Source organism: Nitrosomonas eutropha (genome assembly GCF_900116685.1).
GTDB classification, from domain to species: Bacteria; Pseudomonadota; Gammaproteobacteria; order Burkholderiales; family Nitrosomonadaceae; genus Nitrosomonas; species Nitrosomonas eutropha_A.
On the sequence record NZ_FPBL01000015.1, the window covers coordinates 1 to 23,966 of the forward strand.

The 23,966-nt window shown below is 49.5% G+C and carries 23 protein-coding genes, 1 tRNA gene and 2 pseudogenes; 19 read left to right on the forward strand and 7 right to left on the reverse strand.

Annotation, left to right across the window (positions count from 1 at the left end; all coding sequences use genetic code 11):
- Window positions 1-363: DUF4351 domain-containing protein (locus tag BM331_RS10570; RefSeq protein ID WP_143100959.1), on the forward strand; the 363-nt coding region annotated here is incomplete at its 5' end.
- A 514-nt stretch (window positions 364-877) separates the two neighbouring features.
- On the opposite strand, the pseudogene BM331_RS11685 reads toward BM331_RS10570, so the two are convergent.
- Window positions 878-973, reverse strand: a pseudogene (locus BM331_RS11685) (IS200/IS605 family transposase); the annotation flags it as partial.
- A 46-nt stretch (window positions 974-1,019) separates the two neighbouring features.
- Between BM331_RS11685 and BM331_RS10580 the strand changes: the two are divergent.
- Window positions 1,020-1,262, forward strand: coding sequence for a helix-turn-helix domain-containing protein (locus tag BM331_RS10580; protein ID WP_256214900.1), 243 nt, complete (start codon window positions 1,020-1,022; stop codon window positions 1,260-1,262).
- Here the strand turns inward: BM331_RS10580 and BM331_RS10585 are convergent.
- Genes BM331_RS10585 through BM331_RS10600 form a run of 4 tightly spaced genes read right to left on the reverse strand, consistent with a single transcriptional unit; the run spans window position 1,259 to window position 3,871 of the window.
- Window positions 1,259-1,744 (reverse strand): YajQ family cyclic di-GMP-binding protein, encoded by a 486-nt coding sequence (locus BM331_RS10585; protein ID WP_074929440.1) that lies wholly within the window; start codon window positions 1,742-1,744, stop codon window positions 1,259-1,261. The two genes, BM331_RS10580 and BM331_RS10585, sit on opposite strands and share 4 nt — an antisense overlap.
- Before the next feature lie 25 nt (window positions 1,745-1,769).
- Complete coding sequence (locus BM331_RS10590) at window positions 1,770-2,210, reverse strand: CopD family copper resistance protein (RefSeq protein ID WP_074929441.1); 441 nt, start codon at window positions 2,208-2,210, stop codon at window positions 1,770-1,772.
- Between the two features lie 40 nt (window positions 2,211-2,250).
- Window positions 2,251-3,474, reverse strand: a complete 1,224-nt coding sequence (locus BM331_RS10595; protein ID WP_074929442.1) for an NnrS family protein — start codon at window positions 3,472-3,474, stop codon at window positions 2,251-2,253.
- Window positions 3,467-3,871 carry a group III truncated hemoglobin gene (locus tag BM331_RS10600; protein WP_074929443.1) on the reverse strand — a complete coding sequence of 135 codons (405 nt, stop codon included), beginning with the start codon at window positions 3,869-3,871 and terminating at the stop codon, window positions 3,467-3,469. The genes BM331_RS10595 and BM331_RS10600 overlap by 8 nt, the downstream gene beginning before the upstream one ends.
- 490 nt (window positions 3,872-4,361) lie before the next feature.
- Here BM331_RS10600 and wecB point away from each other — a divergent pair, with 490 nt between their 5' ends.
- The 5 genes from wecB (at window position 4,362) to nudB (ending at window position 9,835) form a co-directional block, all read left to right on the forward strand.
- Window positions 4,362-5,474, forward strand: coding sequence for a non-hydrolyzing UDP-N-acetylglucosamine 2-epimerase (gene wecB, locus BM331_RS10605; RefSeq protein ID WP_074929444.1), 1,113 nt, complete (start codon window positions 4,362-4,364; stop codon window positions 5,472-5,474).
- A 149-nt stretch (window positions 5,475-5,623) separates the two neighbouring features.
- Window positions 5,624-7,075: a mannose-1-phosphate guanylyltransferase/mannose-6-phosphate isomerase gene (locus tag BM331_RS10610; protein WP_074929445.1), complete on the forward strand. Its 1,452-nt coding sequence runs from the start codon at window positions 5,624-5,626 to the stop codon at window positions 7,073-7,075.
- Between the two features lie 111 nt (window positions 7,076-7,186).
- The gene (locus BM331_RS10615) at window positions 7,187-7,504 is read left to right on the forward strand and encodes an FmdB family zinc ribbon protein (protein ID WP_074929446.1); all 318 of its coding nucleotides are present in this window, start codon (window positions 7,187-7,189) and stop codon (window positions 7,502-7,504) included.
- Window positions 7,505-7,569: 65 nt separating this feature from the next.
- A complete protein-coding gene (gene aspS, locus BM331_RS10620; RefSeq protein WP_074929447.1) occupies window positions 7,570-9,351 on the forward strand; it encodes an aspartate--tRNA ligase in 1,782 nt (593 codons plus the stop codon).
- A gap of 13 nt (window positions 9,352-9,364) precedes the next feature.
- On the forward strand, window positions 9,365-9,835 hold the full coding sequence (nudB, locus tag BM331_RS10625; protein ID WP_074929448.1) for a dihydroneopterin triphosphate diphosphatase: 471 nt from the start codon (window positions 9,365-9,367) through the stop codon (window positions 9,833-9,835).
- 74 nt (window positions 9,836-9,909) lie between these two features.
- On the opposite strand, the gene BM331_RS10630 is transcribed toward nudB, so the two are convergent.
- Window positions 9,910-9,986: transfer RNA gene (locus BM331_RS10630), tRNA-Val, on the reverse strand.
- A gap of 138 nt (window positions 9,987-10,124) precedes the next feature.
- On the opposite strand from BM331_RS10630, the gene gmk reads away from it, so the two are divergent.
- From gmk to BM331_RS10685, 11 genes are all read left to right on the forward strand, one after another.
- Window positions 10,125-10,730 carry a guanylate kinase gene (gene gmk, locus BM331_RS10635; RefSeq protein WP_074929449.1) on the forward strand — a complete coding sequence of 202 codons (606 nt, stop codon included), beginning with the start codon at window positions 10,125-10,127 and terminating at the stop codon, window positions 10,728-10,730.
- Between the two features lie 50 nt (window positions 10,731-10,780).
- Window positions 10,781-10,984, forward strand: coding sequence for a DNA-directed RNA polymerase subunit omega (gene rpoZ, locus BM331_RS10640; RefSeq protein ID WP_074929450.1), 204 nt, complete (start codon window positions 10,781-10,783; stop codon window positions 10,982-10,984).
- Between the two features lie 248 nt (window positions 10,985-11,232).
- Window positions 11,233-11,754: an ATP-dependent protease subunit HslV gene (gene hslV / locus BM331_RS10645; protein ID WP_074929451.1), complete on the forward strand. Its 522-nt coding sequence runs from the start codon at window positions 11,233-11,235 to the stop codon at window positions 11,752-11,754.
- Window positions 11,755-11,788: 34 nt separating this feature from the next.
- Window positions 11,789-13,120, forward strand: a complete 1,332-nt coding sequence (gene hslU / locus BM331_RS10650; protein ID WP_074929452.1) for an ATP-dependent protease ATPase subunit HslU — start codon at window positions 11,789-11,791, stop codon at window positions 13,118-13,120.
- A 15-nt stretch (window positions 13,121-13,135) separates the two neighbouring features.
- Window positions 13,136-14,314, forward strand: a complete 1,179-nt coding sequence (locus BM331_RS10655) for an acetyl-CoA C-acyltransferase family protein (protein ID WP_074929453.1) — start codon at window positions 13,136-13,138, stop codon at window positions 14,312-14,314.
- 29 nt (window positions 14,315-14,343) lie between these two features.
- A complete protein-coding gene (pgi, locus tag BM331_RS10660; RefSeq protein WP_074929454.1) occupies window positions 14,344-15,978 on the forward strand; it encodes a glucose-6-phosphate isomerase in 1,635 nt (544 codons plus the stop codon).
- Window positions 15,979-15,998: 20 nt separating this feature from the next.
- Window positions 15,999-17,507 (forward strand): glycogen synthase GlgA, encoded by a 1,509-nt coding sequence (gene glgA / locus BM331_RS10665; protein ID WP_074929455.1) that lies wholly within the window; start codon window positions 15,999-16,001, stop codon window positions 17,505-17,507.
- 399 nt (window positions 17,508-17,906) lie between these two features.
- Window positions 17,907-18,857 carry an HpcH/HpaI aldolase/citrate lyase family protein gene (locus tag BM331_RS10670; RefSeq protein WP_074929456.1) on the forward strand — a complete coding sequence of 317 codons (951 nt, stop codon included), beginning with the start codon at window positions 17,907-17,909 and terminating at the stop codon, window positions 18,855-18,857.
- A gap of 448 nt (window positions 18,858-19,305) precedes the next feature.
- Window positions 19,306-20,478 (forward strand): malate--CoA ligase subunit beta, encoded by a 1,173-nt coding sequence (locus BM331_RS10675; RefSeq protein ID WP_074929457.1) that lies wholly within the window; start codon window positions 19,306-19,308, stop codon window positions 20,476-20,478.
- A gap of 31 nt (window positions 20,479-20,509) precedes the next feature.
- A complete protein-coding gene (sucD, locus tag BM331_RS10680; protein WP_074929458.1) occupies window positions 20,510-21,397 on the forward strand; it encodes a succinate--CoA ligase subunit alpha in 888 nt (295 codons plus the stop codon).
- A gap of 148 nt (window positions 21,398-21,545) precedes the next feature.
- Window positions 21,546-22,352, forward strand: coding sequence for an NYN domain-containing protein (locus BM331_RS10685; RefSeq protein WP_074929459.1), 807 nt, complete (start codon window positions 21,546-21,548; stop codon window positions 22,350-22,352).
- Between the two features lie 82 nt (window positions 22,353-22,434).
- Here the strand turns inward: BM331_RS10685 and BM331_RS12285 are convergent.
- Window positions 22,435-22,588: pseudogene (locus BM331_RS12285) on the reverse strand (uroporphyrinogen decarboxylase family protein); the annotation flags it as partial.
- A gap of 897 nt (window positions 22,589-23,485) precedes the next feature.
- Here BM331_RS12285 and BM331_RS10700 point away from each other — a divergent pair.
- On the forward strand, window positions 23,486-23,923 hold the full coding sequence (locus tag BM331_RS10700) for a hypothetical protein (protein WP_074929461.1): 438 nt from the start codon (window positions 23,486-23,488) through the stop codon (window positions 23,921-23,923).
- Window positions 23,924-23,966 lie beyond the last annotated feature (43 nt).

A 23,966-nucleotide genomic window follows, 5' to 3' on the forward strand; every position in this document is an offset into this window, starting at 1 on the left:
CGCGCATTTACTGTCTGGCTAAAACGGGTATTCTTACCCGGCAGAATGCCCAAAACCAGCTTCGATGAAATTCATGATTTACAGGAGGTACACAGTATGCTTTCAGAACGTGTCAAAGATTGGACCAAAGACTGGAAACAACAGGGAATTGAGGAAGGCAAACAGATAGGTATCCGTGAAGGACGACAAGAAGGGCGATTGGAAGGTGAAATGGATTTGCTATTACGCCAATTGGAATGGCGTTTTGGCCCTGTTAGTGAAATTATAGATGCTCGTATAAAAAAAGCAGATTCACAAACATTGCAGCTTTGGGGCAAACGAATATTGACAGCACAAACCATTGAAGAAGTGTTTGTGGACTGACAACCACTCCATTTTCTTTTCTCCGTCTGGCACTATCCTGGATCGCCACGACCGAAAGGGTCTCGCGATGACGAGTTTCTTTGCAAAAACCAGGGTTTTTCCGCTTATTTATATAAAATCATCGTCATTGCGGAGCCCAACGGGTTGAAGCAATCCAGCAGCAACCGAGGAGATGAAAACTTCACCGATTATGCCTGAGCGCATCAACGATTTGCATGCGTGAAGCTTTCCAGGCGGGGTAAAAGCTGGCGATAAGCGTGGTAATGATAGCCAACGCCAGTGCTTCCAGTAGCATATCCGGGGTGACGAGGATTTCTCCGGTGTATCGCGCACCTGCCGGGAAGGCCGGTATTATTTCAGAGCCTGTTCAGAGGCTCAATCAAAGAGCGGGCAATACCAGGAAATTGAGCCAGAAAGAACGTCGTAATGCACTCTTCAGTGGAATATTGAACAGATTCTAATAACAGACCAAAGTAAAAAGAAGAAAGGTGTTTGATTATATGGGACAGTTAGTGAATACTTCACGGCGATATTTGGTCAAAAAGACCAAATGCACATGCATCAGAAATACGCAATGCCTTCCGTGGCGAATGTCATTGTTATTGCTCATAGACCAAACTATACTATCCCCATGCAACGCCTCCAAGCCTTTAAATATGAACTTCGGCCAGCAGCAGCGGCACATGCGCCGCTTCGCTGGTTCGTGCCGGTTTGTGTTCAACAAGGCACTGGCGCTGCAAAAGGCCAATCATAAGGCGGGCGGCAAATTCATCGGCTACGTGGCAATGGCAAAAGAATTGACCACCTGGCGCAATGGCAGAGAAATCCCTTGGCTCAAGGATGCGCCAGTGCATCCCTTGCAACATGCACTCAAAGACCTAGATCAGCGAACTATTTAATCCCGAAAATTACGGAATTGTAATGGTAATTCCGTAATACTGCTCTTTACCAGCTGAATTACTTCTTGCAAAGAATCACGTTTTGCACCGGTTACCCGTACAACATCGCCTTGAATGCTCGCCTGAACTTTAAGTTTGCTATCCTTGACCAGTTTGACGATTTTTTTGGCCAAATCGCTTTCCACTCCGGTTTTAACCGTGATTTTTTGCTTCACCTTGTTGCCGCTTATTTTTTCAACCTGACCCTTATCCAAACAGCGCACATCAATCTCTCGCTTGGTGAATTTGGCTATCAGAACATCCATTACCTGACCAAGTTTGAATTCATCATCTGCAAAAAGATAAAGCTCATAATCGGTCTGCTCGGCACGTGCATCTGAACCTTTGAAATCAAAACGAGCAGAAACTTCCTTGTTAAGCTGATCAATCGCGTTACGAATTTCCTGTTTATCAACTTCAGAAACAATATCAAATGAAGGCATGATTTTCCCAACCAAATTAAAGAGGTTACCAGTGCAGATAAAACATGGCCTTCGCCAAGATGACAATTGCCAGTACATGGCAGAATATGCTCAGGTGCAAGCGCTGTGAACGCTGTCTGTTCAGCAGACCACGTTTCCGCCATATCATGGCTGTCACGAAGTGACCGAAAACGCTTATTGCCAAGATGATCTTGATACTCAACAACAATCCGAAGCTGCTTGCCAGAGGCTGTGCCAGTGCTGCCTGGTGTTGCCAGGCCATCCCTATTCCAGCGGAATACAGTACCAGAAGCACCCAGGGCATGATCCTGACAGCACGGTTGCCAATAGCGCGTTCAACCTCACGCATAATTTCGCGCGGCAGGTGCTTCCGTATACCTTCGATCATTACAACTTCAAAAAATACTGTTCCCGCAAAAGCGATCGCTGCCAGCAAATGCAGTGTTATCAGTACGCCATAACTCATTGTATGCATCCTCTTGGTTGAATACTCATACGCTCAACAATCAGCGAGGCTGTATCGGAATGTTTCCCGGCTTGATAACTGGAGGCGATTGATCCGCACGCGGCCGGATCAGCATCGGAAAAAAACGCCAGAGGTAAAGCGCAAAGGCCAGTATCCAGATTGCGGACGAACCATGCAACAGACCTGGCACATACGCAGTTGGCAACAGTGCTGCCAGCCGCAGTACAGCAGCTGTGATAATTAACATGTACAAAATGACCATGCTGTGATCGGTACGCAATGGCCGCCCCAGGTGACCCAATGCAGTACGGGTGACCATGCCGATAATCAGTATCGCAAAACCTGCCACGCCGATTACGTGTACTGGCCAGGCGGCACGGGAGATCCAGCCTGCAGAATAAGCGGCTGCAACCAGCAAACCGATACCCAGCCCGGCGTATCCGGTATAAAGAATCCACAACAACGGTACCTGCCGAACGGCCCACGGTTTCCAGGCAAACAGCTGCCACAGAGCGAGGACCCCGGCGGCGGCCAGTGCAACTGCCGCCGCTGAGGCCCACCCTGACAGCAAGAACGCAATGGCGAAGATACTCGCTGCAAGCTGCCACTGACCACTGCCAGCAAGCATCGGAATCGTCAACCCCTGCACTGCCCGCATAGCGAAAAATGGAATCACCCGACGTGCAATCAGTAGTGCAATCACTGCCATGCACAGCAGGCCAGCATGAAAACTCTCCATCAACAAAGCATAATCCCCTACCTGTGTAAACCATAGAAACAGGCCATCAGCTACACCTAGCCCCAGCACAAGCAGTGGTATACCGTAATTACGCTGGCTACGCTTTTGATAAATCACCCGGCCCAGCGCCAATGCTGCTATACCGAAAAACAGCAGCTCACAAAGTGCTGCGATACCAAATGCTGTCGATCCCGGCATAAGAAAACCAGCCCGCGCCACAATCCACAACAGTGTCAACCCGCCTAGCGCACGACCGTGCAACGGATTGATGCCAGTCCAATTAGCACTAGCGGTAAACAGGAACCCTACTGCAATAGTGGCGACGAACCCCCACAGCATTTCATGTGCGTGCCAGAACATCCCGGCCAACACACCTGTCAACCATTGGGGTGCGTATATCCATAGTGCTACCGAAATAGCTGCCCAGGAACAACCTGCAATATACAGTGGCCGAAAACCCAGACTGAGGAAAGCAGCCCATTGCGGTGCTGGTTGCTGTTTCCTGATTTGTGATGACTCAGCCATGAGACAGCCCCACAGGCATCACCTCGGGATGATGGCTGATCTGATAACCCATCCACAGACTGCGCGCGATGCGGTCAGCCATCATGCAAACCTGTTCAGCCATGGCCTGATTAGGCTGTTCAGCAGCGGTTTTATGGAACAGCTTGAGCCATTGCTGAAACAGCTCCGCATTCAGATCAGGCAGGGCTATATGCTTAGGCATTGGCGTACCACTGAAACGATCAGTACCACGCAGAATAGATGACCAGAAATCCACCATTCTGGTCAGATGGGGACTCCAGTCATCAATATGTGCATCGAAAATGGGACCAAGTGCTTCATCATCCCGTACCCGGGTGTAAAAAGCGTGGATCAAGCGTGTGATATCTTCTTCAGTACACAACGTAGGATCAGGCATGCATACTTCTCCTGAGCAGAGTATTTATAAGATTGATTTTGAGTGTATCTTATATTCGAGTACCTCAGCAAGCCAGACCACCAGCAATCCCTGTCAGGGTTTTACCTTGGCCCGTGACACTGTTGCGATGCATTGATCATGATGAAATACAGTAGTTTTTCAGAGATTTCCCAAGCATTGCCTGCCGATTTGTCATGATACGATTCTGAATAAAGAGCAATCCAACCAAGGCCGCTTGTCTATCAGGTATCCTTTGAAGAGCGTTAGCGAGGCGGTCAGTGCAAGGCAAAAACAGGTAAAAACGCGGTTTACAAGCAGTAAATGAGCATTATGAGCCTGTTTTTAACGCAGTGATGGCAACGCAGACAGTTTTTCAGAGGATCCTTGGGAAAACTGGTAGCATCAAGATTATCTTTTGGCAGATAAAGAAATCCAGGAAGTCTTCGGGGTTTACAATCCCGCTCATTGTCTCTGTCTCGCGAGAAAAATTATGCAGAAAAAAATTCATCTCATTGCCGGTGCACGGCCTAATTTCATGAAAATTGCGCCAATTGTCCGCGCCTTGCAGCAGCAGGATAAACTAGCCTACAAGATTGTTCACACCGGCCAGCATTATGACCGGGCAATGAACGATGTTTTCTTCGAGGAGCTGGGCATCCCGCAACCGGATATCTTTATGGCAGCCGGGGGTGGCAGCCATTCACAGCAAACAGCAAAAATCATGGTCGCTTTCGAGGAATATTGCCTGGTAGAGCGACCAGATGCGGTACTGGTTGTCGGTGATGTCAATTCAACCCTGGCCTGTTCGATCGTCGCCAAGAAACTGCACATTCCGGTTGCCCATGTCGAGGCAGGATTACGCAGCGGCGATATGTGTATGCCAGAAGAAATTAATCGCTTGGTGACAGATAGTATTACCGACTGGTTTTTTGTGACCGAGCCGAGTGGACAACAACATTTGTTACAAGAAGGAAAACCGGCATCGGCCATTCATTATGTCGGTCATGTTATGGTGGATAATTTGCTCTACCAAGTAGAACAGCTTGCCCGAACAGACACTTCCGGGTTTGAGACCAATCCACTTAAAACATCACTGGAAGATCATCCGTATGGCGTCGTCACCATGCACCGGCCAAGCAATGTTGACCACCCTGAAACGCTGCAGCGCATCAGCCAGGTACTGAAGCAGATTGCTGGGCAGCTTCCGCTCATCTTCCCGGCGCATCCGCGCACACAAAACAATCTGAAAAAATTTAATATCGATCTGGGGCCCAACATCACACTGATCGGCCCACAGGCTTACATGCCCTTTCTTCATCTCTGGAAGGATGCCACCGTTGTGCTGACCGATAGTGGCGGTTTGCAGGAAGAAACCACCGCCCTGGGAATTCCTTGCGTCACTATTCGGGAAAATACCGAACGGCCAGTCACGGTCGATGAGGGCACCAACATACTGGCAGGAACCGATCCGGTACGAATACAGTCGGCGGTGGACAACATTTTACAAGGACACGGCAAGCAGGGACGCCGGCCGAATTTATGGGATGGCAATGCTGCACGGCGTATCGTGGAAATACTGACCAGAGAACTGGATCACCCCTGAGAACCTGTTCAATATCTCACTAAAGGGCGTATTACAGCGTTGAAATTGAACTGTATCTCTTGATCGAGACCTTCAACAGGTTCTGAGTTCAAAATTTCGAATGGCCAGTAGAAATCTGCCCTATTCTTTATAACCAATCTGATGCAAGCATGAAACATTCCCTTACTCCAGTTATTCTTTCCGGTGGCCCAGGCACACGGCTATGGCCACTTTCGCGCCAGCAATATCCCAAGCAATTACTACCGCTGGTTGATCAGCATTCCCTGCTGCAGGAAACCGTACGTCGCCTGGATGGGCTGGATGATATTGTTATTCAGCCGCCCATCATTGTGTGCAACGAAGAGTACCGTTTTGTGATTGCGGAGCAGCTTCGGCTTATCGGCAAAACCGGTAAGATCATTCTTGAACCATGCGGGCGAAATACCGCGCCTGCCCTGACGATCGCGGCACTGGCCGCTATGCAGAAAGGGGATGATCCGATCTTACTGGTGATGCCATCTGACCATGTCATAACGGATATAGCTGCCTTTCAGACGGCTGTTCACAAGGGTATGCTGCTTGCTGAAAGCGGCATACTGGTTACTTTTGGTATCACGCCTGATACGCCGGAAACTGGTTATGGCTATATTCAATACGGTACCGCACTATACGAACCGGGCACTTTCCAGATCTCCCGCTTTGTTGAGAAGCCAGATCTGGTCACGGCACAAAATTATCTGGCAGAAGGTTCCTATTTATGGAACAGCGGCATGTTTATGATGCGCACATCCGTCTGGCTTGCTGCCATTGATACCTGCCGCCGGGATATGCTGGATGCTTGTCGCGCTGCATGGCAACCGGAATCAGTAGATGGTGATTTTCACCGGATTGATAAAACTGCCTTTGCTGCCTGCCCTAGCGATTCAATTGATTATGCCGTGATGGAATCACTTTCTGCGCATCCGGATACCCTGCCGCCAGGCGCAATCATTCCGCTTTCAGCCGGATGGTCGGATATTGGCGCATGGGATGCGTTGTGGCACACCCTGCCAAAGGATGAATCGGGCAACGTTGTCCGTGGTGATGTGCTGCTACATGCCTGCCGCGATACGCTTGCATTTTCCGAACATCGACTGGTTGCTTGTATCGGCGTGGATAACGTAGTCATTGTGGAAACTTCTGACGCAATTTTGGTTGCACATCAAGACAAAACACAGGAAGTCAAACATATCGTTGATACCCTGAGGCAGAAGAACCGGCCGGAAACCCGTTCACATCGCAAAATATACCGCCCATGGGGCTGGTACGATTCGATCGATACAGGTGAACGCTTTCAGGTCAAGCGTATTGTTGTCAATCCTGGCGCCGCATTATCATTACAAATGCACCATCACCGCGCCGAACACTGGATTGTGGTGCGAGGGACTGCGCAGGTTACCCGGGCAGACAAAACCTTTCTGGTCAGTGAAAATGAATCCACTTTTATCCCGCTGGGGACACCGCATCGGCTGGAAAATCCAGGGCGAGTGCCACTGGAAATGATTGAAGTCCAGTCTGGCTCCTATCTGGGAGAAGATGATATCGTCCGGTTTGAGGATAAATACGGCAGAAAGGAAAGTTAACAGGCTTGAGCGAGGTTGGTACAGTCTCCGATCAGGCGGAACCGTCTGGGAAATTGCTCTGGCAGTCAAGTATAATGCCGTTTTCGAAGGTTTTATTTAAAGGAGAAAAGCATGCCGATCTATGAGTATGCCTGCCATGCGTGTGGATTGGAAAAAGAGTATCTGCAGAAAATGAGTGATGCCCCGATCGCAAAGTGCCCTTCCTGCGGCAGCACTGATTATGTCAAGAAAGTTTCTGCTGCAGGTTTCCAGCTGAAGGGAACCGGATGGTATGTAACAGATTTCAGAAACAAGAACACTGGCCGACCGGATTCAAAACCGAAAGATGAATCCGGCAAGGAAACTGCCAGCACCGACAAGACTGCTGCAAATACTGCGACAACAACACCGGCTGCAACCACTGCGCCGCCTGCGCCTGCTACAGACTAGCAGGATTTTTACACAGCAAAATTATCTGAACCGTTTTTTTCATTCAATCAACATTAACGTCACTTATGCGTACTGACTATTGCGGCGCCATCAACACACGCCATCTGGGTAGAACAATTACTTTATGCGGTTGGGTACATCGCCGGCGTGATCATGGCGGGGTTATTTTTATTGACCTGCGTGACCGCGAGGGAATCGTTCAGATTGTTTGTGATCCTGATAATGTTGCAGCTTTCCTGGTTGCCGAAAAAATCCGTAATGAATTTGTGCTGGAAATTACCGGCTTGGTGCGCCATCGTCCCGAGGGAACAGTCAACCGGGGGATTCCCAGCGGGGAAATCGAAGTATTGGTCAACACCATCGAAATTTTAAATCCTTCGCTCACCCCTCCGTTCCAAATGGATGATGACAATCTGAGTGAAGCGATACGGCTGGAATACCGTTATCTGGATTTGCGCCGCCCGGCGATGCAGCACAACATCCGGCTGCGGCACAAGGTCACCATGGCGGTACGCGTATTCCTGGATCAGCATGGCTTTATCGACGTGGAAACCCCGATGCTAACCAAATCCACGCCGGAAGGCGCGCGGGATTATCTGGTACCTTCGCGCGTTAACGTTGGCTGTTTTTTTGCACTGCCACAGTCTCCGCAACTGTTCAAGCAGCTACTGATGGTATCCGGATTTGATCGCTACTATCAGATTACCCGCTGCTTCCGAGATGAAGATCTGCGTGCAGACCGCCAGCCGGAATTTACTCAGATCGATATTGAAACCTCCTTTCTGCAAGAAAATGACATCATGGGTCTGATGGAGGACATGATCCACCGCCTGTTTACTGATGTGATCAATGTCAGCCTGCCCGATCCTTTCCCCAGGATCAGTTATGCTGATGCCATGTTCCGCTACGGATCGGACAAGCCAGATCTGCGTGTACCGCTGGAACTGACAGAACTGACTGATCTGATGCAGGATGTATCTTTCCAGGTATTCCACGATGCCGCACAAAAACCGGGTGGGCGAGTCGCCGCACTACGTGTTCCTGGCGGTGGGGAACTGTCTCGCAAGGAGATCGACGAGTACACCCAGTTTGTCGGCATTTACGGAGCAAAAGGTCTGGCCTATATCAAGATCAATGACCTGACCAAAGGACTGGAGGGACTGCAATCCCCTATCCTAAAATTCCTGCCCGAACCAGTCGTGCAATCAATACTTGAACGTACTCAGGCACAGAATGGTGATCTGGTGTTTTTTGGTGCGGACAAGGCCAAAACTGTCAACGATGCCTTGGGCGCATTACGGGTCAAGATCGGACATGAGCGCGGTCTGGCCACAAACTCGTGGCAACCTTTATGGGTCGTGGATTTCCCAATGTTCGAGTGGGACGAAGAAGAAAAACGCTGGCAGGCCTTGCATCACCCCTTCACCTCTCCCAGCCAGGGGCATGAGGATTTCCTGGCAACCGATCCGGGCAAGGCACTTTCCAGAGCGTATGACATGGTATTGAATGGCATGGAAATCGGCGGTGGATCAATCCGTATTCACCGGCAGGATGTACAAAGCAAGGTATTCCAGGCACTGAACATAGCGGATGACGAAGCAAAACTGAAATTCGGCTTTCTGCTGGATGCCCTGCAATATGGCGCTCCACCGCATGGTGGCATAGCCTTTGGTCTTGATCGTATTGTTGCCATGATGACCGGTGCAGATTCTATCCGTGATGTGATTGCTTTCCCCAAAACACAACGCGCCCAATGTCTGCTGACGCAGGCGCCCAGTGCCGTCGAGGAGAAACAATTGCGGGAGCTGCATATCCGTCTGCGCAAAACCGATATTACAACCGATTAGCCGGACTTGCCTGTTGCAAACCTACAAAATACCCGTATCTGTTCTGGTTGTTATCTACACAGCCGATCTGCGGGTGTTGCTGCTGGAACGTGCTGACCATCCCGGTTACTGGCAATCTGTGACAGGCAGCCAGGATCCGGGAGAAACACTGCAGCAGACCGCTGCGCGTGAAGTTAGGGAAGAAACCGGTCTGAATACTGCCAATTACATCCTCCGCAACTGGGAAATACAAAACCACTATAAACTTTTTGAAGAATGGCGCTGGCGCTATCCGCCGGGGATAACACACAATACCGAGCACGTGTTTGGACTGGAGCTGCCGGAAACGACACCGGTTGTCATTTCCCCGTGCGAGCATCTGAGATATATCTGGCTATCGTGGCAAGAAGCGGCTGACAAGGTCTTTTCTCCCAGTAACGCGCAAGCGATCCGCATACTAGCAAGTGAACGAAAACAGAAGAAATTTTCGATTAATAGAACGTAAGACGAGATATAAAAGAAAAATGGAGTATGACTAAAGCGCGTGATGATAACAAATACCAGAATCCGACTGCCTTCTGGTAGGCGCGATTGGACTCGAACCAACGACCCCCACCATGTCAAGGTGGTGCTCTAACCAGCTGAGCTACGCGCCTGAAGCAAAAGGATTCTAACTGAAACAACGATCCGCTTCAAATTTATTGATGAGTTCCATTATCAACAACAAATAATCCAGGAAATTTCCTGGCATTTACCTGTTAAAATACGCCAAAATTTCAATAAAACGAAATATCATGAGTTGTCTGTTTGTAATCAGCGCACCCTCCGGTGCCGGTAAAACCAGTGTGATCCGTACCTTGCTGCAAACGGATATCAATGTAACCCTCTCAATTTCCTATACCACACGCCCCCCCAGGCGGGATGAAGAGAACGGTCGCGATTACTTTTTTGTTGATCACGCCACTTTCAGGGAAATGCAGGCACATGATGAATTCCTGGAAAACGCCGAGGTATATGGCAATTTTTATGGCACCTCACGCAAGTGGATAGAAGAAACCATGGTGGCGGAACAGGATGTCCTGCTGGAAATAGATTGTCAGGGGGCACAACAAGTACGCGAACTCTACCCACAGGCTGCTTCCATATTTATTCTGCCGCCATCCATGGAAACATTAAAAAATCGCCTGGAACAACGCGGCCTGGATGAAAGCAAGACCATTGAGCGACGATTGTCGGCTGCGTGCAGCGAGATCAGCCATCTCAACAGATTTGACTATGTGGTTGTTAATCACGAACTGGAGACAGCAGCACAAGAAGTCTCCTGCATTATCCAGGCTGAACGGCTGAAAACAATCCGCCAGCTTGTCAGGCAGCGTGCTCTACTTGCTGAATTTTCCTGATCGGCCTCACGTTTTTACATTTTTGTAAATTTTTACTGGAGTTATCCATCATGGCACGCATTACCGTAGAAGATTGTCTGGAAGTAATCCCAAACCGTTTTAATATGACACTGGCAGCGACTGCACGGGCAAGGCAGATATCAGTTGGTTCCACACCAATGATTGATGCCGGACGCGACAAGCCGATCGTTATTGCCTTGCGCGAGCTGGCACAGAAAAAATACAACGAAGATATACTGAATACAATGCGCTAATCGGGCAACATGATATCCATCAGCGGACACCGCTGTAACCTGCATCACAGCCCCTGCCACACACAAATAAAATCGGCACAACCTGATTGATCCCTTACTTGAAGACAGCATTCCCTCTTCTGGCAGCATCCGCTCTCGAATGGGATAAAGTAATGCTCACCTAGGCTTTCAGCGCCTGCTGCACCCGTAACTGAATCTCATTATAAAACGGCGTTATAATCGTTGTTTTAGCTAAAAATACAAAAAATATGACCACGATAGTATCAGTCCGGCGCGGCCGGCAAGTAGCATTGGGTGGAGACGGCCAAGTCACACTTGGCGCAGTCGTTGCCAAAGCCAGTGCACGCAAGGTACGCAGGCTTTATCACGACAAGGTTCTTGCCGGATTTGCAGGCGGCACAGCCGATGCATTCACGCTATTTGAACGCTTTGAAGCCAAACTGGAAAAACATCAGGGACACCTCTTGCGCTCTGCAGTCGAACTTGCCAAGGACTGGCGTACTGACCGTATCCTGCGCCGCCTGGAAGCAATGCTGGTGGTAGCCGATCATGAAGCTACCCTCATCATCACGGGGGCAGGCGACGTCATTGAACCGGAACAAGGGCTCGCAGCTATCGGCAGTGGTGGTGCCTATGCCCAGGCGGCTGCACGCGCACTACTGGAAAATACCAATCTGGGCCCTGTCGAGATCGTTGCCAAGGCGCTGACCATCGCCGGCGACATCTGCATCTATACCAATCAGGTGCATGTCATTGAGCAGCTCGATTAACACCAGGAATTAATCCAAGCCAGGAAAACCTATCATGTCACATATGACTCCACAGGAAATTGTCCACGAACTGGACAAACATATCATCGGGCAGGAAGCTGCCAAGCGAGCTGTCGCCATTGCACTGAGAAACCGCTGGCGCAGGCAGCAAGTAGATGAACCGTTGCGCCACGAAATTACCCCTAAAAATATCCTCATGATCGGCCCGACCGGTGTCGGCAAGACTGAAATCGCCCGGCGGCTCGCCCGACTAGCTGATGCACCTTTCATCAAGATCGAGGCAACCAAGTTTACCGAGGTAGGTTATGTCGGACGGGATGTCGATTCCATTATTCGTGACCTGGTGGAATCTGCCATTAAACAGGCTCGTGAATATGAGATCAAAAAAAATCAGCCACTGGCTGAAGATCGTGCAGAAGAACGCATACTTGATGCCCTGCTGCCACCCGCGCGTGATTTGAGTTTGGAATCCAGCCCCAGCGAAGAAAGCAATACAACGCGTCAGAAATTCCGAAAAAAATTGCGCGAAGGTGAGCTGGACGATAAGGAAATCGATATCGAAGTCGCCATATCACAAGCCAGCATGGAAATTTTCGCCCCTCCGGGCATGGAAGAGCTAACTTCCCAGATTCAGGGCATGTTCCAGAACATGGGGACCAGCAAAAAGAAAACACGCAAACTGCGTATTCGTGAAGCTAAAAAACTGCTGACCGAAGAAGAAGCCGCTCGTCTGATCAACGACGAGGAGTTAAAGTTGGGCGCAGTGCAAAATGTTGAGCAAAACGGTATTGTATTTCTTGACGAAATCGACAAGATTACCAGTCGCTCGGAAGCCTCCGGCTCCGATATCTCGCGCCAGGGCGTACAACGGGATTTATTGCCACTGGTGGAAGGCACCACCATTTCCACTAAATATGGAATGATCCGTACTGATCACATTCTGTTTATTGCCAGTGGCGCCTTTCACCTGGCCAAACCATCGGATCTGATTCCCGAGCTCCAGGGCCGTTTCCCGATTCGGGTGGAACTGGGCAGCCTCAGCGCGGATGATTTCAAGCAGATTCTTACCAATACCGATGCCTGCCTGATTCGACAATATCAGGCATTACTGAAAACTGAAGGGATTGAACTGAATTTCTCGGATGATGCCATCAAACGTCTGGCCGAGATTGCTTTTTCGGTCAATGAGAGAACCGAAAACATCGGTGCCAGAAGACTGCATACAGTCATGGAAAAATTACTGGAAGACATATCGTTCAACGCCACTCGTTATAGCCAAACCACGCATGCCATTGACGCCACATACGTCGACGAGCGCCTTGAGAGACTTTCCCAGAGCGAAGACCTGGCTCGTTACGTGCTGTAGTAAGTAACCCCCGTCATGCGGAGTGTCGTTGTTCTAAGTGGTGCAAGAACCGCCATTGGTGATTACGGCGGCGCTCTGAAAGATCAGGCACCGGCCACCCTGGCAGCCAGCGTAGTCCGGGAGGCTGTTGCATGTGCCAACATCGACCCGTACAAAGTCGAGCATCTGGTTGCCGGCCATGTCACTCCCACTGAAGCACAGGATATGTATCTGACGCGCGTGGCAACACTGACAGCCGGATTGCCGCAGAGTGTAGCGGCATTAACCCTGAACCGTGTTTGCGGTAGTGGATTGCAGGCGATCATCTCCGCTTCCCAAACGATTCTGCTGGGTGATACGGAAGTGGCCATTGCTGCCGGCGCCGAATCAATGAGTCGTGGCGGGTATCTGTTGCCCGCACTGCGCTGGGGGCAACGCATGCAAAACAGCAACGCGATTGACATGATGGTGGGAGCGCTAACCGACCCATTCGATCATATCCACATGGGCGTGACTGCCGAAAATATCGCCAGGAAATGGAGCATCACCCGCGAACAACAAGATCAGTTTGCACTGGAAAGTCACCGCCGTGCCATTCACGCCATCTACAATGGCTACTTTCGCGAGCAGATTGTTCCGATCGAAACTGCTACACGCGAGGGTTCGATTTTATTTGATACCGACCAGCACCCGCGCGACAAGATCAGCATGGAAATCTTGACAAAGCTGCGCCCAGCGTTCCAGGAAGACGGCACAATCACAGCTGGTAATGCATCCGGTATCAATGATGGCGCTGCCGCACTGGTGCTGATGGAAGAACACGCAGCCGCACAAAACAATCATCAACCGATGGCACGCCTGGTTGCTTATGGCCATGCCGGGGTAGATCCGCGTTATATGGGAATCGGCCCGGTACCAGCGGTCAGGCAAGCGCTGAATCGTGCCGGATTGAAGCTGGCTGATATGGATGTGATCGAGTCCAATGAAGCCTTTGCCGTCCAGGCGTGTGCGGTTGCCCAGGAACTGGATTTTGATCCGGAAAAAACCAATCCGAACGGAGGTGCCGTGGCATTGGGGCATCCGGTTGGTGCATCCGGTTGTATACTGGCAATCAAGGCCATTTACGAACTGCAACGTATCCATGGCCGTTATGCATTAGTGACATTATGCATTGGCGGCGGACAGGGGATCGCCGCGATATTTGAACGACTCTGACCCCGATTCCTATTTTATGGAGGGTGAATATGTCCACATTGACTCAATCTCCTGCCTGGCAAGCATTGAGCACGCATCAGTCGGATATGGCAAACCGCCCGCTGCGCACCTTATTTAGCGAAGATCCGCAACGATTCAATAAATTCTCTCTGCAATTTACAGATCTCCTGCTTGATTACAGCAAACAGCCGATGGATGAAACGACACTTCGTTTATTGCTAGCATTGGCCAAACAGCAAAATCTGGCCGACTGGATGGCTCGCATGGCCAACGGTGACAAGATCAACTCCACTGAAAACCGGGCAGCATTACATATCGCCTTGCGTGCCAATTCACCAGTTTTCACGGAGGGTGTAAATGTTACGCAGGAAGTCAGGCGTGTATTGCAGCAAATCGAACAGTTTGTTGAAAATATTCATAGCGGGAAACATAAAGGCTATAGCGGACTGCCAATCACCGATGTGGTAAATATCGGTATCGGCGGCTCCGATCTGGGGCCAGTGATGGCTACTGAAGCACTCAAACCTTATCATGCACCACAACTGCACGTGCATTGTGTTTCTAACCTTGATGGCGCACATCTCGCCGATACCCTGCAGTCCCTTAATCCTGCCACTACCTTATTCATCATCGCTTCCAAAACCTTCACCACCCAGGAAACACTTACCAATGCCCATTCTGCACGCAAATGGTTTTTGGCAGGTGGGGGCAGCAAACAAGATATCACAGCACACTTTGTTGCAGTTTCCACTAATCGGGATGCAGTTATCCAGTTCGGGATCGATCCGGACAATATGTTTGAGTTCTGGGATTGGGTCGGTGGGCGTTATTCGTTATGGTCAGCCATCGGTTTGCCGATTGTGCTAGCAGTGGGAATGGATAATTTTCGTTCCCTGCTGGCTGGCGCACAGCAAATGGATGAGCATTTCCTGATGGCGCCTTTTGAGCAAAATCTGCCAGTCATACTGGGATTGATTGCAGTCTGGCAAATCAATTTCTTTCATACGACCAGCCAGGCGATCTTGCCCTACGATCAATCCATGCACCGTTTCCCGGCCTATCTGCAACAGCTGGAAATGGAAAGTTGCGGCAAGCGCGTCACCCGTAATGGGGAGGCTGTTGATTACAGCACTGGCGCGGTAATCTGGGGTGAACCCGGCACCAACGGCCAGCATGCTTTTTATCAATTGTTGCACCAGGGCACGCAAAAATTTACGGCTGATTTTCTGGCGCCATGTCAATGCCAGCATTCGCTGCCCGAGCATCACCCCATGCTGCTGGCGAATTTCTTTGCTCAAACTGAAGCACTGATGCGCGGAAAAAACGAACAGGAAGTCAGGACCGAACTGACAAATCAGAATCTGTCTGCCGAAGAGACAGAGTACTTGCTTCCTCATCGTGTGTTTCCAGGCAATCGAGCTACCACTTCGATTTTGTTCAAAAAACTCGATCCGACAACCCTTGGCATGTTGATCGCACTCTATGAGCACAAAGTGTTCGTGCAAAGTGTAATCTGGGAAATCAATCCGTTCGATCAGTGGGGAGTGGAACTCGGCAAGCAACTGGCGGGTAAAATCCTGGCTGAACTGGCTACAGATAAACCAGTAGGCGGGCACGATGCCTCAACCAACGGCCTGATTGATTTTTACAGAACGCAACAATAAGTCAGAACACATATCAAGCCATGCCCTCCTCTTCTTCTCGCAAAAATCTACGGGTGTTATTTGTCACCCCGGAAATATTTCCATTATGCAAAACCGGTGGATTGGGTGATGTCAGTGCCGCATTGCCTGTTGCATTACGTGCATTGAAAATGGATGTTCGCCTGCTTCTACCCGGTTATCCAGCGGTACTGGCCGGACTGAAATCCAGACGCAAAGTGGCTACATTTGATCTGCAACCCCATTTCCCACCCGCCACACTACTTTCTTCCCGGTTACAGATTAGCGAATCTGTCAGTGTGCCTTTGTATGTTATCCATTGCCCAGCACTTTATCAGCGTACAGGTGGAATTTATCTGGACGATACCGGGCATGACTGGCCGGATAATGCACAACGCTTCGGCCTGTTATCAAAAGTCGGTGCACTCCTTGCCAGTGATATCAGTCCACTTGCCTGGATGCCGGATATTGTTCATTGTAACGATTGGCAAAGTGGATTAACACCAGCCTATCTTCATTTCCATTCAGGAAAAAAAGCTGCCAGCCTGATGACGCTGCACAACCTGGCTTTTCAGGGTAATTTTCCGCCTGATAAGGTTGAAAAACTGGATCTGCCGGAGGAAAGTTTCAGCATGCATGGCGCTGAATATTATGGCAACTTATCGTTCCTCAAGGCAGGAATCTATTACGCTGACCATATTTCCACAGTCAGCTCCGGCTATGCCCGGGAAATTCAGCACGAACCGCTAGGATTCGGCTTGCAAGGACTGCTGGCCGAACGCAGCAAAGATATCACCGGAATAGTCAATGGTATCGACACCGCTATCTGGAATCCGGCAACCGATCCGTACCTTGCAAAAAAATATACCAGCAGGAATCTGTCCGCAAAAGCCGTCAATAAACTTGTTTTGCAACAGACAATGGGGCTGGAAAATAACCCGACGATTCCATTATTTGGAGCCGTTAGCCGTCTCACTCACCAGAAAGGCAGCGATATCATGCTACAAATAGCACCCATGCTGGCTGATCTGCCTGCCCAGTTGGTACTGCTGGGAAGTGGGGATGCGCTGTTGGAACAACAACTGACCGCCCTGGCACAAGCCTTTCCTGCAAAAATAGCAGTTCGTATCGGTTATGACGAAGCACTGTCACACCTGATCAATGCCGGTGTGGATTGCTTTCTGATGCCTTCCCGTTTTGAGCCATGTGGCCTGAATCAGATGTATAGCCAGCACTATGGCACTCCTCCCGTTGTACATGCCACCGGTGGACTAATGGATACTGTAGTGGATCTGACTCCTGAAACGCTAGCGGATAAAAGTGCAAGCGGCTTCCTCTTTCACGAGATGACTGCTGATTCATTCATGGAAGGAATCACACGAGCAGTTAATACTTATCACAACACCAGGCTCTGGAAAACCCTGCAGCGTAACGGCATGCAAAAGGATTTCAGCTGGCAGGCATCCGCTTCTGCATATCAATCCATTTATTCGCTGCTCATGCAGAAAAACAGGCCTGCCAGCATTACGTGAAAGATCAGGATTGACTGAAATCGGATTGACGCCAGTGCTATAATTTCACCAATTCAGCTAACAATACCGTCAAGTTATTCAAAAATATCGTTTCTGTGCGCCTGACTTTATCCCCCAAGGAATCATTTATTTCCGGTTTGAATTCCACTCGCCTGACAATTCTCATCCTGATGGATGGCCGTGACATTCATGCGCAGTACCCATCTATTCCGATATTTACGCACCCCGTCGTATTGAGGACACCTCAGAAATCCAGCTATGTGGAAGAGAATGCAAGGTACACGGAGTATAACAACGAGATATATCAAATGGATAGGCAAAACAGTGAACACCGCACAACACCGATATTTTCCTGAAAAACCAGTTCTTGGAAGTGCCCTTTAATCTGTTGGAGGAAGAATGAGTCATACCCTGTATGAAAGCAAAACACCGCGTGTACAACGCTGCGAACTGGCTGTTCCCGGTTCCCGCCCTGAAATGTTTGAAAAAGCACTGAAAAGCGGGGTGGATTTCATATTTCTGGATCTGGAAGATGCAGTTGCACCGGATGACAAGCTTCAGGCAAGAAAAAATATCATCCAGGCCATCAATGATCTGGACTGGAAAGGCCATGGCGTCACCCTTTCGGTACGTATCAACGGACTGGATACCCAGTATATGGTGCGTGATGTAGTTGATCTGGTTGAACAGGCTGGCCACAAGATCAATACACTGCTGATCCCCAAAGTTGGAGTTTATGAAGATGTCTACATGGTAGAAGCCATGCTCAATCAGCTCGAAATGCAGCAAGGGCTGAAAAACCGGATTGGGGTGGAAGCACTGATTGAAACCGCGCTGGGAATGGCCAATGTTGAAGATATCGCTCGCAAGGGAACTGCGGGACGTCTGGAAGCGCTGCATTTTGGCGTAGCTGATTACGCCGCCAGCAATCGTGCCCGCACCACCAATATCGGTGGACTCAACCCGGACTACCCAGGTGATCAATGGCATGCTGCCATCAGCAGAATGACCGTTGCCTGCCGCGCATTTGGTCTGCGGCCGATCGATGGCCCCTTTGGCGACATTCAGGATCCGGAAGGATTCAAGCTGGCCGCTAAACGAGCAGCCGCGCTGGGTTGTGAAGGAAAATGGGCTATTCATCCTTCCCAGGTTGCGCTGGCTAATGAGGTCTTTACCCCGCCAGCAGCTGAGATTGACAAGGCCAAGCGGATACTGGCGGCAATGAAAGAAGCTGCTGCTCAAGGAAAAGGCGCAGCAGCACTGGATGGCAAGCTGATCGATGCTGCCTCGGAAAGAATGGCAAACAACATCGTCAAAATGGCAGAAGCGATTGCTGCCAAAAACAAATAAGTATTTAAGGAACCTCTGTACGGATCTCCATGAGCCGCGTTGCTGGTAAAATCGCGATGATCGCAAGGCGTGCGCCGCAGGTCGTAGTCATTCTACGAAACCAAGGCGCACAACGCGACGAGCGCGCTATTTTTCCACAACCCTTATGGGCACGGGTTGTGCGGGCAGTCTGCTGTGTTACGCTCGTTACGAAGGGAATAACCATTCGCGCCTTGCGTGCCTTGCAGCCCACCCCGCAAAACCACGTGCGCGACCATGTGGGATTCGTACAGAGGCTCCTTAAGGAACCTCTGAAAAATAACTGCACTGAAATCAGACTAAGAATGCTCAGTTACCTGTGTAAATTGTGCTTTTTAGCTGATTTCGCTTTATCTGGCTATCACTCGCACTCTTTTTCAGAGTTTCCCTTAAACCCAACCATTTCATAAAATTCAAGGGAGAAGCTATATTGGATATTCATGAATATCAGGCTAAGGAAATCCTGGCTGAATACGGTATCAAACTGGCCGAAGGCGGATTGGCGTATTCGGTGGAAGAGGCTGTGCAACGCAGCCGGGAAATCGGTAGTAATGTCTGGGTAGTTAAAGCACAAATTCATTCCGGGGCACGTGGCAAGGCAGGTGCTATCAAGGTATGCCGATCACACCAGGAAATCGAAGCAGCAGCTGAATCCCTGCTGGGCAAGAAACTGGTTACGCATCAAACCGGTCCGGCAGGTAAACTCTGCTCGAAGTTGTATATTGAAGCGGGCACCGACATTGCCCGGGAAGTGTATCTCGCGTTCATGATCGATCGTAGTCATGAACGTATCGTCATGGTCGGTTCTGCTCAGGGAGGAATGGATATTGAAACGCTGGCTGCCACTCAGCCAGATACCATCAAAAAAATTCATATCGAACCAGCCGTTGGCTTGCAGGATTTTCAGGCAAGAACCATGGCTTTTGCCCTGGGACTGGATGGCGAACTACTCAATCACGCCATCAAAACCATCAGAGGCTGCTATCGTGCCGTGCGTGATCTGGACGCCAATATTCTCGAAATCAATCCGCTGGTTGTCACACGTAACAATGAGCTGATCGCACTGGATGCGAAGATGAGTTTCGATGAAAACGCACTGTTCCGGCGTCACCGGATTTCCGAGTTACGTGATAACACCCAGATTGATCCACGCGAAATCGCGGCAGCAGAAGCTGGCCTCAGCTATGTCGGACTAGATGGAGATATCGGCTGCATGATCAATGGTGCCGGACTTGCCATGGCCACCATGGACATGATTAAGCTGGCCGGTGGTGAGCCTGCCAATTTTCTGGATGTCGGAGGAGGTGCTTCTGCCGAACGAACGGAAAAAGCATTCCGGCTGGTGCTGGCAGACAGTAATGTAAAAGCCATGCTGGTCAATATCTTCGCTGGTATTAACCGCTGTGACTGGATTGCTGAAGGCGTAGTCCAGGCTGTGCGGAATATCGGAACAACTGTTCCTCTGGTGGTACGTCTGTCTGGCACCAATGTGGAAGAAGGCCGCCGCATTATCGCTGACAGCGGCCTGCCCATCATCACCGCAGAAACTCTGGCTGAAGCAGCCGAGAAAGCAGTACACGCACGCAACCAGGTCGCAGTCTGAATAACACGAAACCAGAAAGGGGAACAAAAAAGTGGCAATTCTCATTAATGAGCGGACGCGGATCATCGTACAGGGTTTTACCGGCCGGATCGGCACCTTCCACGCTCAGGAAATGATCGATTATGGATCCAATGTGGTAGGAGGTGTAACGCCCGGTAAAGGCGGGCAGAAACATCTGGGGCTGCCAGTATTCAATACTGTCAGGGAAGCAGTTGAACAAGCTGGTGCGGAAGCCAGTATCGTATTTGTCCCGCCTGCCTTTGCTGCAGATTCCATCATGGAAGCAGCTGATGCAGGAATCAAATATTGTGTCTCCATCACGGATGGTATCCCGACTCAGGACATGATGACCGTCAAGAATTTCCTGCGCCTCTTTCCAAAACAAAACCGGATGATATTGTCTGGACCTAACTGTTCCGGCACCATCAGTCCAGGGCGTTCCATGCTCGGTATTATGCCAGGGCATATTTACAGCCAGGGGATAGTCGGCGTGGTAGGCCGTTCCGGCACACTCGGCTATGAGGCCGCCGATCAGATGCGGCGACTGAATATCGGGATTTCCACCTCGGTTGGCATTGGTGGAGATCCGATCATCGGTAGCTCACACCGGGATATTCTGGAAAAACTGGAAGAAGATCCGGAAACCAAAATTGCATTGATGATTGGTGAAATCGGCGGCCCGATGGAAGTGGAAGCCGGACTATTCGCCAAAGAAAATATGCGCAAACCTCTGGTTGCCTACATTGCCGGATTAACTGCTCCTCCCGGAAGAAGAATGGGGCATGCCGGAGCAATCATCTCATCAACCGGCGAAAGTGCAGCAGAAAAAGTAGAACGCCTGCAAGAATTGGGCGTCACCATCTGCCCCACCCCCTCCCTGATGGGCGAAACGGTCGCAAAAGTACTGGCCAGTCTCTGATTAAGCTTTGGATTCTCCTGTCCCAAGTAAAGAAAATCACAAATGAGATCTTGTTATTAAAATGCCGGAAGAACATTATTCGCACTAAAATGGATAATTAAGTCATTTCGGCACTGATTTACTTATACATCAGGAGACAGGAGGCATTTTGGCATCCACACGCTTAGCCGCAAAAACTGAATCTGAAGAGCCTTCTCTTCTTCTGGCTGTCCTTATTGATGCTGATAATGCACAGGCTGCTGTCATCGAGGGGTTACTTGCAGAAATTGCACGGTTCGGTGAGGCCACCGTAAAGCGTATATACGGTGATTTCACTGCTCCTGCAAGTGCCTCTTGGAAGAAAGTATTACAGCGACATGCAATCAAGCCTGTTCAACAATTTGCCTATACTACCGGCAAGAATGCAACGGACAGCACACTTATCATTGATGCAATGGATTTACTCTACACACGCAAATTTGATGGATTTTGTCTGATTACAAGCGATAGTGATTTCACAGGTCTTGCAATGCGATTGCGTGAAGAAGGACTCACTGTTTTTGGCTTCGGCGAGAAAAAAACACCTGAAGCATTCCGCAATGCCTGTCACAAATTCATATTTACAGAAATCCTGCGCCCAGGTAATGATGCTGAACCCGATATAGTCACACATAAGGCAAGTGACGACTTAAAAAATATCTCTGTTCAGCCAGCTATCAGCCAGGCTAAATCAAAACAGGTATTTCCAAAGAAATTTGTTCTTGCGGCACTCGAACAATCAAGTGACGATACCGGATGGGCTCAGATTGGAACCTTTGGAAGTTATCTCACAAAATTGCAACCCGATTTTGACTCCAGACTTTACGGTTATAAAAAGCTCTCGGATCTTGTCAAAGCAAGGATAGACCTTTTTGTGACAGAAGAAAGACAAGCACCCGGAGCAACCCAAAAGGTTTTATATCTTCGTACAAAATAAAAAAATCTACAGATTCTCAGGCTCTACAGATAGATCATACAGTGCAATAATCTGAAGACTTTCCGGCTGCCCATACTAAAAATTAGCTAACCTGATGATCGCGAGCGCTTTGCGTATGCACTGTCTCAATCAGTGCTTTTACATTTTCTGGCGGTGTGAACTGGGAAATGCCATACCCAAGGTTAAATACATGGCCATGCCTATAAGCTTGCTAGTATTTCTCCAACTTCAGCAGCACCTATTTCAGCCGGATAATGTTTATCATGGAAGATAACGTAATGCCCGATCCATGAAACATAGATTATTTCTATACCAAAACTGTATGTTTGTACCTGACTTTCTCGCAAACCTGATCAAACAGTTTTTTAGCTAATGGCATTGTCGTACTTGTTTATAAAAATTGTCCTGCTCAATATGCTTTTTATAATTAAATACATATTGGTAATTGATTTGTACTGCGGTTATACGACATCAAACTTAGAAATATTAGACAAAATGTCGTATACATTACGTTAGACCCCTGCAGGAGCAACTTGGTGATTGACCTTCAAGCAAGCGATCTTCGTACCTTTATCCCAGCCCAGGATTTCGTACTATCCAAGGATTTCTACTCAGCTTTGGGCTGTGAGCTGGAATGGTCGGACGAGAATCTGGCACTGTTCAATCTTGCTGGGTCAAGGTTCTACGTGCAGCGCTACTACGTGAAGGACTGGGCGGAGAACTGCATGCTGCACATATCAGTGCAGGACGCAGGCCAGTGCTTTTCGGACATTAGCGGGCTCATAGATTCTGAGCGTTTCCCTTTGGCTCGTGTGACAGCCCCAAAGCAAGAGCCCTACGGTGCGTTAGTCACCTACGTTTGGGATCCGTCAGGCGTTCTACTACATTTGGCTCAGTGGGACGGGGTCTAACAATTCATTCAAGTGTTAGCCATCTAGAGAGATCTCCGCATGTACTGTCGAGGTGAGGACACAAGACGGGAAATCGTAAAAAACTACGAGTTACATCCTCTCGCATACGTACAGTTACTGACGGGCCAAACCAAGAAAAGCTGTACTGGAGACAGCTCTCACTAACGCCTACTATTGCTTCCATTACAAGTCGCGAAAAGATGCAAACGAAGGAACAATGCTATGCGGCGAACACGCAGCCAAGGATTTCCTGCAACTCATCAGTCACCCCGGGCTGCCCCTATTCAACCCGCTGCTCGCACAGAGCGGAAAGGCAGGAGCGGGCACCAGCGGAACGCCGCAAGGGGCAAGAACGAATGGGATGCCTCGGCCAAACAGCTGCACGATGCGATTCATCTGCTGGTCGTATGCTGGGGATCTCCACCAGGCCAAGCACTCCTCGAAATAAAAACCAAGCTTGAAAGGTTTTCGGATAGACCTCCATTCGCCAGCCAAGTCAAGGCAATTAATACGATTATAGGAAAGGATGCAAGAAATAGAACTCTAGTGAAAATGGTTAACGATCTTGCCAAGAATAATTCCATCAAGACATATGAGTTCAGCCTACTTGTAATAACCTGCATTTATAACTGGATCAACCTGCATTCAATGCAATTTTGAGCCGGAAATAACTGCATCTATCCATCCCGCAAACCAGAGATAA

What these genes read in the sequence shown, in the direction of transcription:
- BM331_RS10655 (WP_074929453.1), top strand. Translation starts at nt 13,136, where the DNA reads ATGCGGAGTGTCGTTGTTCTAAGTGGTGCAAGAACCGCCATTGGTGAT.
- aspS (WP_074929447.1), top strand. Translation starts at nt 7,570, where the DNA reads ATGCGTACTGACTATTGCGGCGCCATCAACACACGCCATCTGGGTAGA.
- BM331_RS10700 (WP_074929461.1), top strand. Translation starts at nt 23,486, where the DNA reads ATGCGGCGAACACGCAGCCAAGGATTTCCTGCAACTCATCAGTCACCC.
- BM331_RS10580 (WP_256214900.1), top strand. Translation starts at nt 1,020, where the DNA reads ATGAACTTCGGCCAGCAGCAGCGGCACATGCGCCGCTTCGCTGGTTCG.
- rpoZ (WP_074929450.1), top strand. Translation starts at nt 10,781, where the DNA reads ATGGCACGCATTACCGTAGAAGATTGTCTGGAAGTAATCCCAAACCGT.
- BM331_RS10615 (WP_074929446.1), top strand. Translation starts at nt 7,187, where the DNA reads ATGCCGATCTATGAGTATGCCTGCCATGCGTGTGGATTGGAAAAAGAG.
- pgi (WP_074929454.1), top strand. Translation starts at nt 14,344, where the DNA reads ATGTCCACATTGACTCAATCTCCTGCCTGGCAAGCATTGAGCACGCAT.
- BM331_RS10585 (WP_074929440.1), bottom strand. Translation starts at nt 1,744, where the DNA reads ATGCCTTCATTTGATATTGTTTCTGAAGTTGATAAACAGGAAATTCGT.
- hslU (WP_074929452.1), top strand. Translation starts at nt 11,789, where the DNA reads ATGTCACATATGACTCCACAGGAAATTGTCCACGAACTGGACAAACAT.
- BM331_RS10670 (WP_074929456.1), top strand. Translation starts at nt 17,907, where the DNA reads ATGAGTCATACCCTGTATGAAAGCAAAACACCGCGTGTACAACGCTGC.
- BM331_RS10595 (WP_074929442.1), bottom strand. Translation starts at nt 3,474, where the DNA reads ATGGCTGAGTCATCACAAATCAGGAAACAGCAACCAGCACCGCAATGG.
- glgA (WP_074929455.1), top strand. Translation starts at nt 15,999, where the DNA reads ATGCCCTCCTCTTCTTCTCGCAAAAATCTACGGGTGTTATTTGTCACC.
- gmk (WP_074929449.1), top strand. Translation starts at nt 10,125, where the DNA reads ATGAGTTGTCTGTTTGTAATCAGCGCACCCTCCGGTGCCGGTAAAACC.
- hslV (WP_074929451.1), top strand. Translation starts at nt 11,233, where the DNA reads ATGACCACGATAGTATCAGTCCGGCGCGGCCGGCAAGTAGCATTGGGT.
- BM331_RS10610 (WP_074929445.1), top strand. Translation starts at nt 5,624, where the DNA reads ATGAAACATTCCCTTACTCCAGTTATTCTTTCCGGTGGCCCAGGCACA.
- BM331_RS10590 (WP_074929441.1), bottom strand. Translation starts at nt 2,210, where the DNA reads ATGAGTTATGGCGTACTGATAACACTGCATTTGCTGGCAGCGATCGCT.
- wecB (WP_074929444.1), top strand. Translation starts at nt 4,362, where the DNA reads ATGCAGAAAAAAATTCATCTCATTGCCGGTGCACGGCCTAATTTCATG.
- BM331_RS10600 (WP_074929443.1), bottom strand. Translation starts at nt 3,871, where the DNA reads ATGCCTGATCCTACGTTGTGTACTGAAGAAGATATCACACGCTTGATC.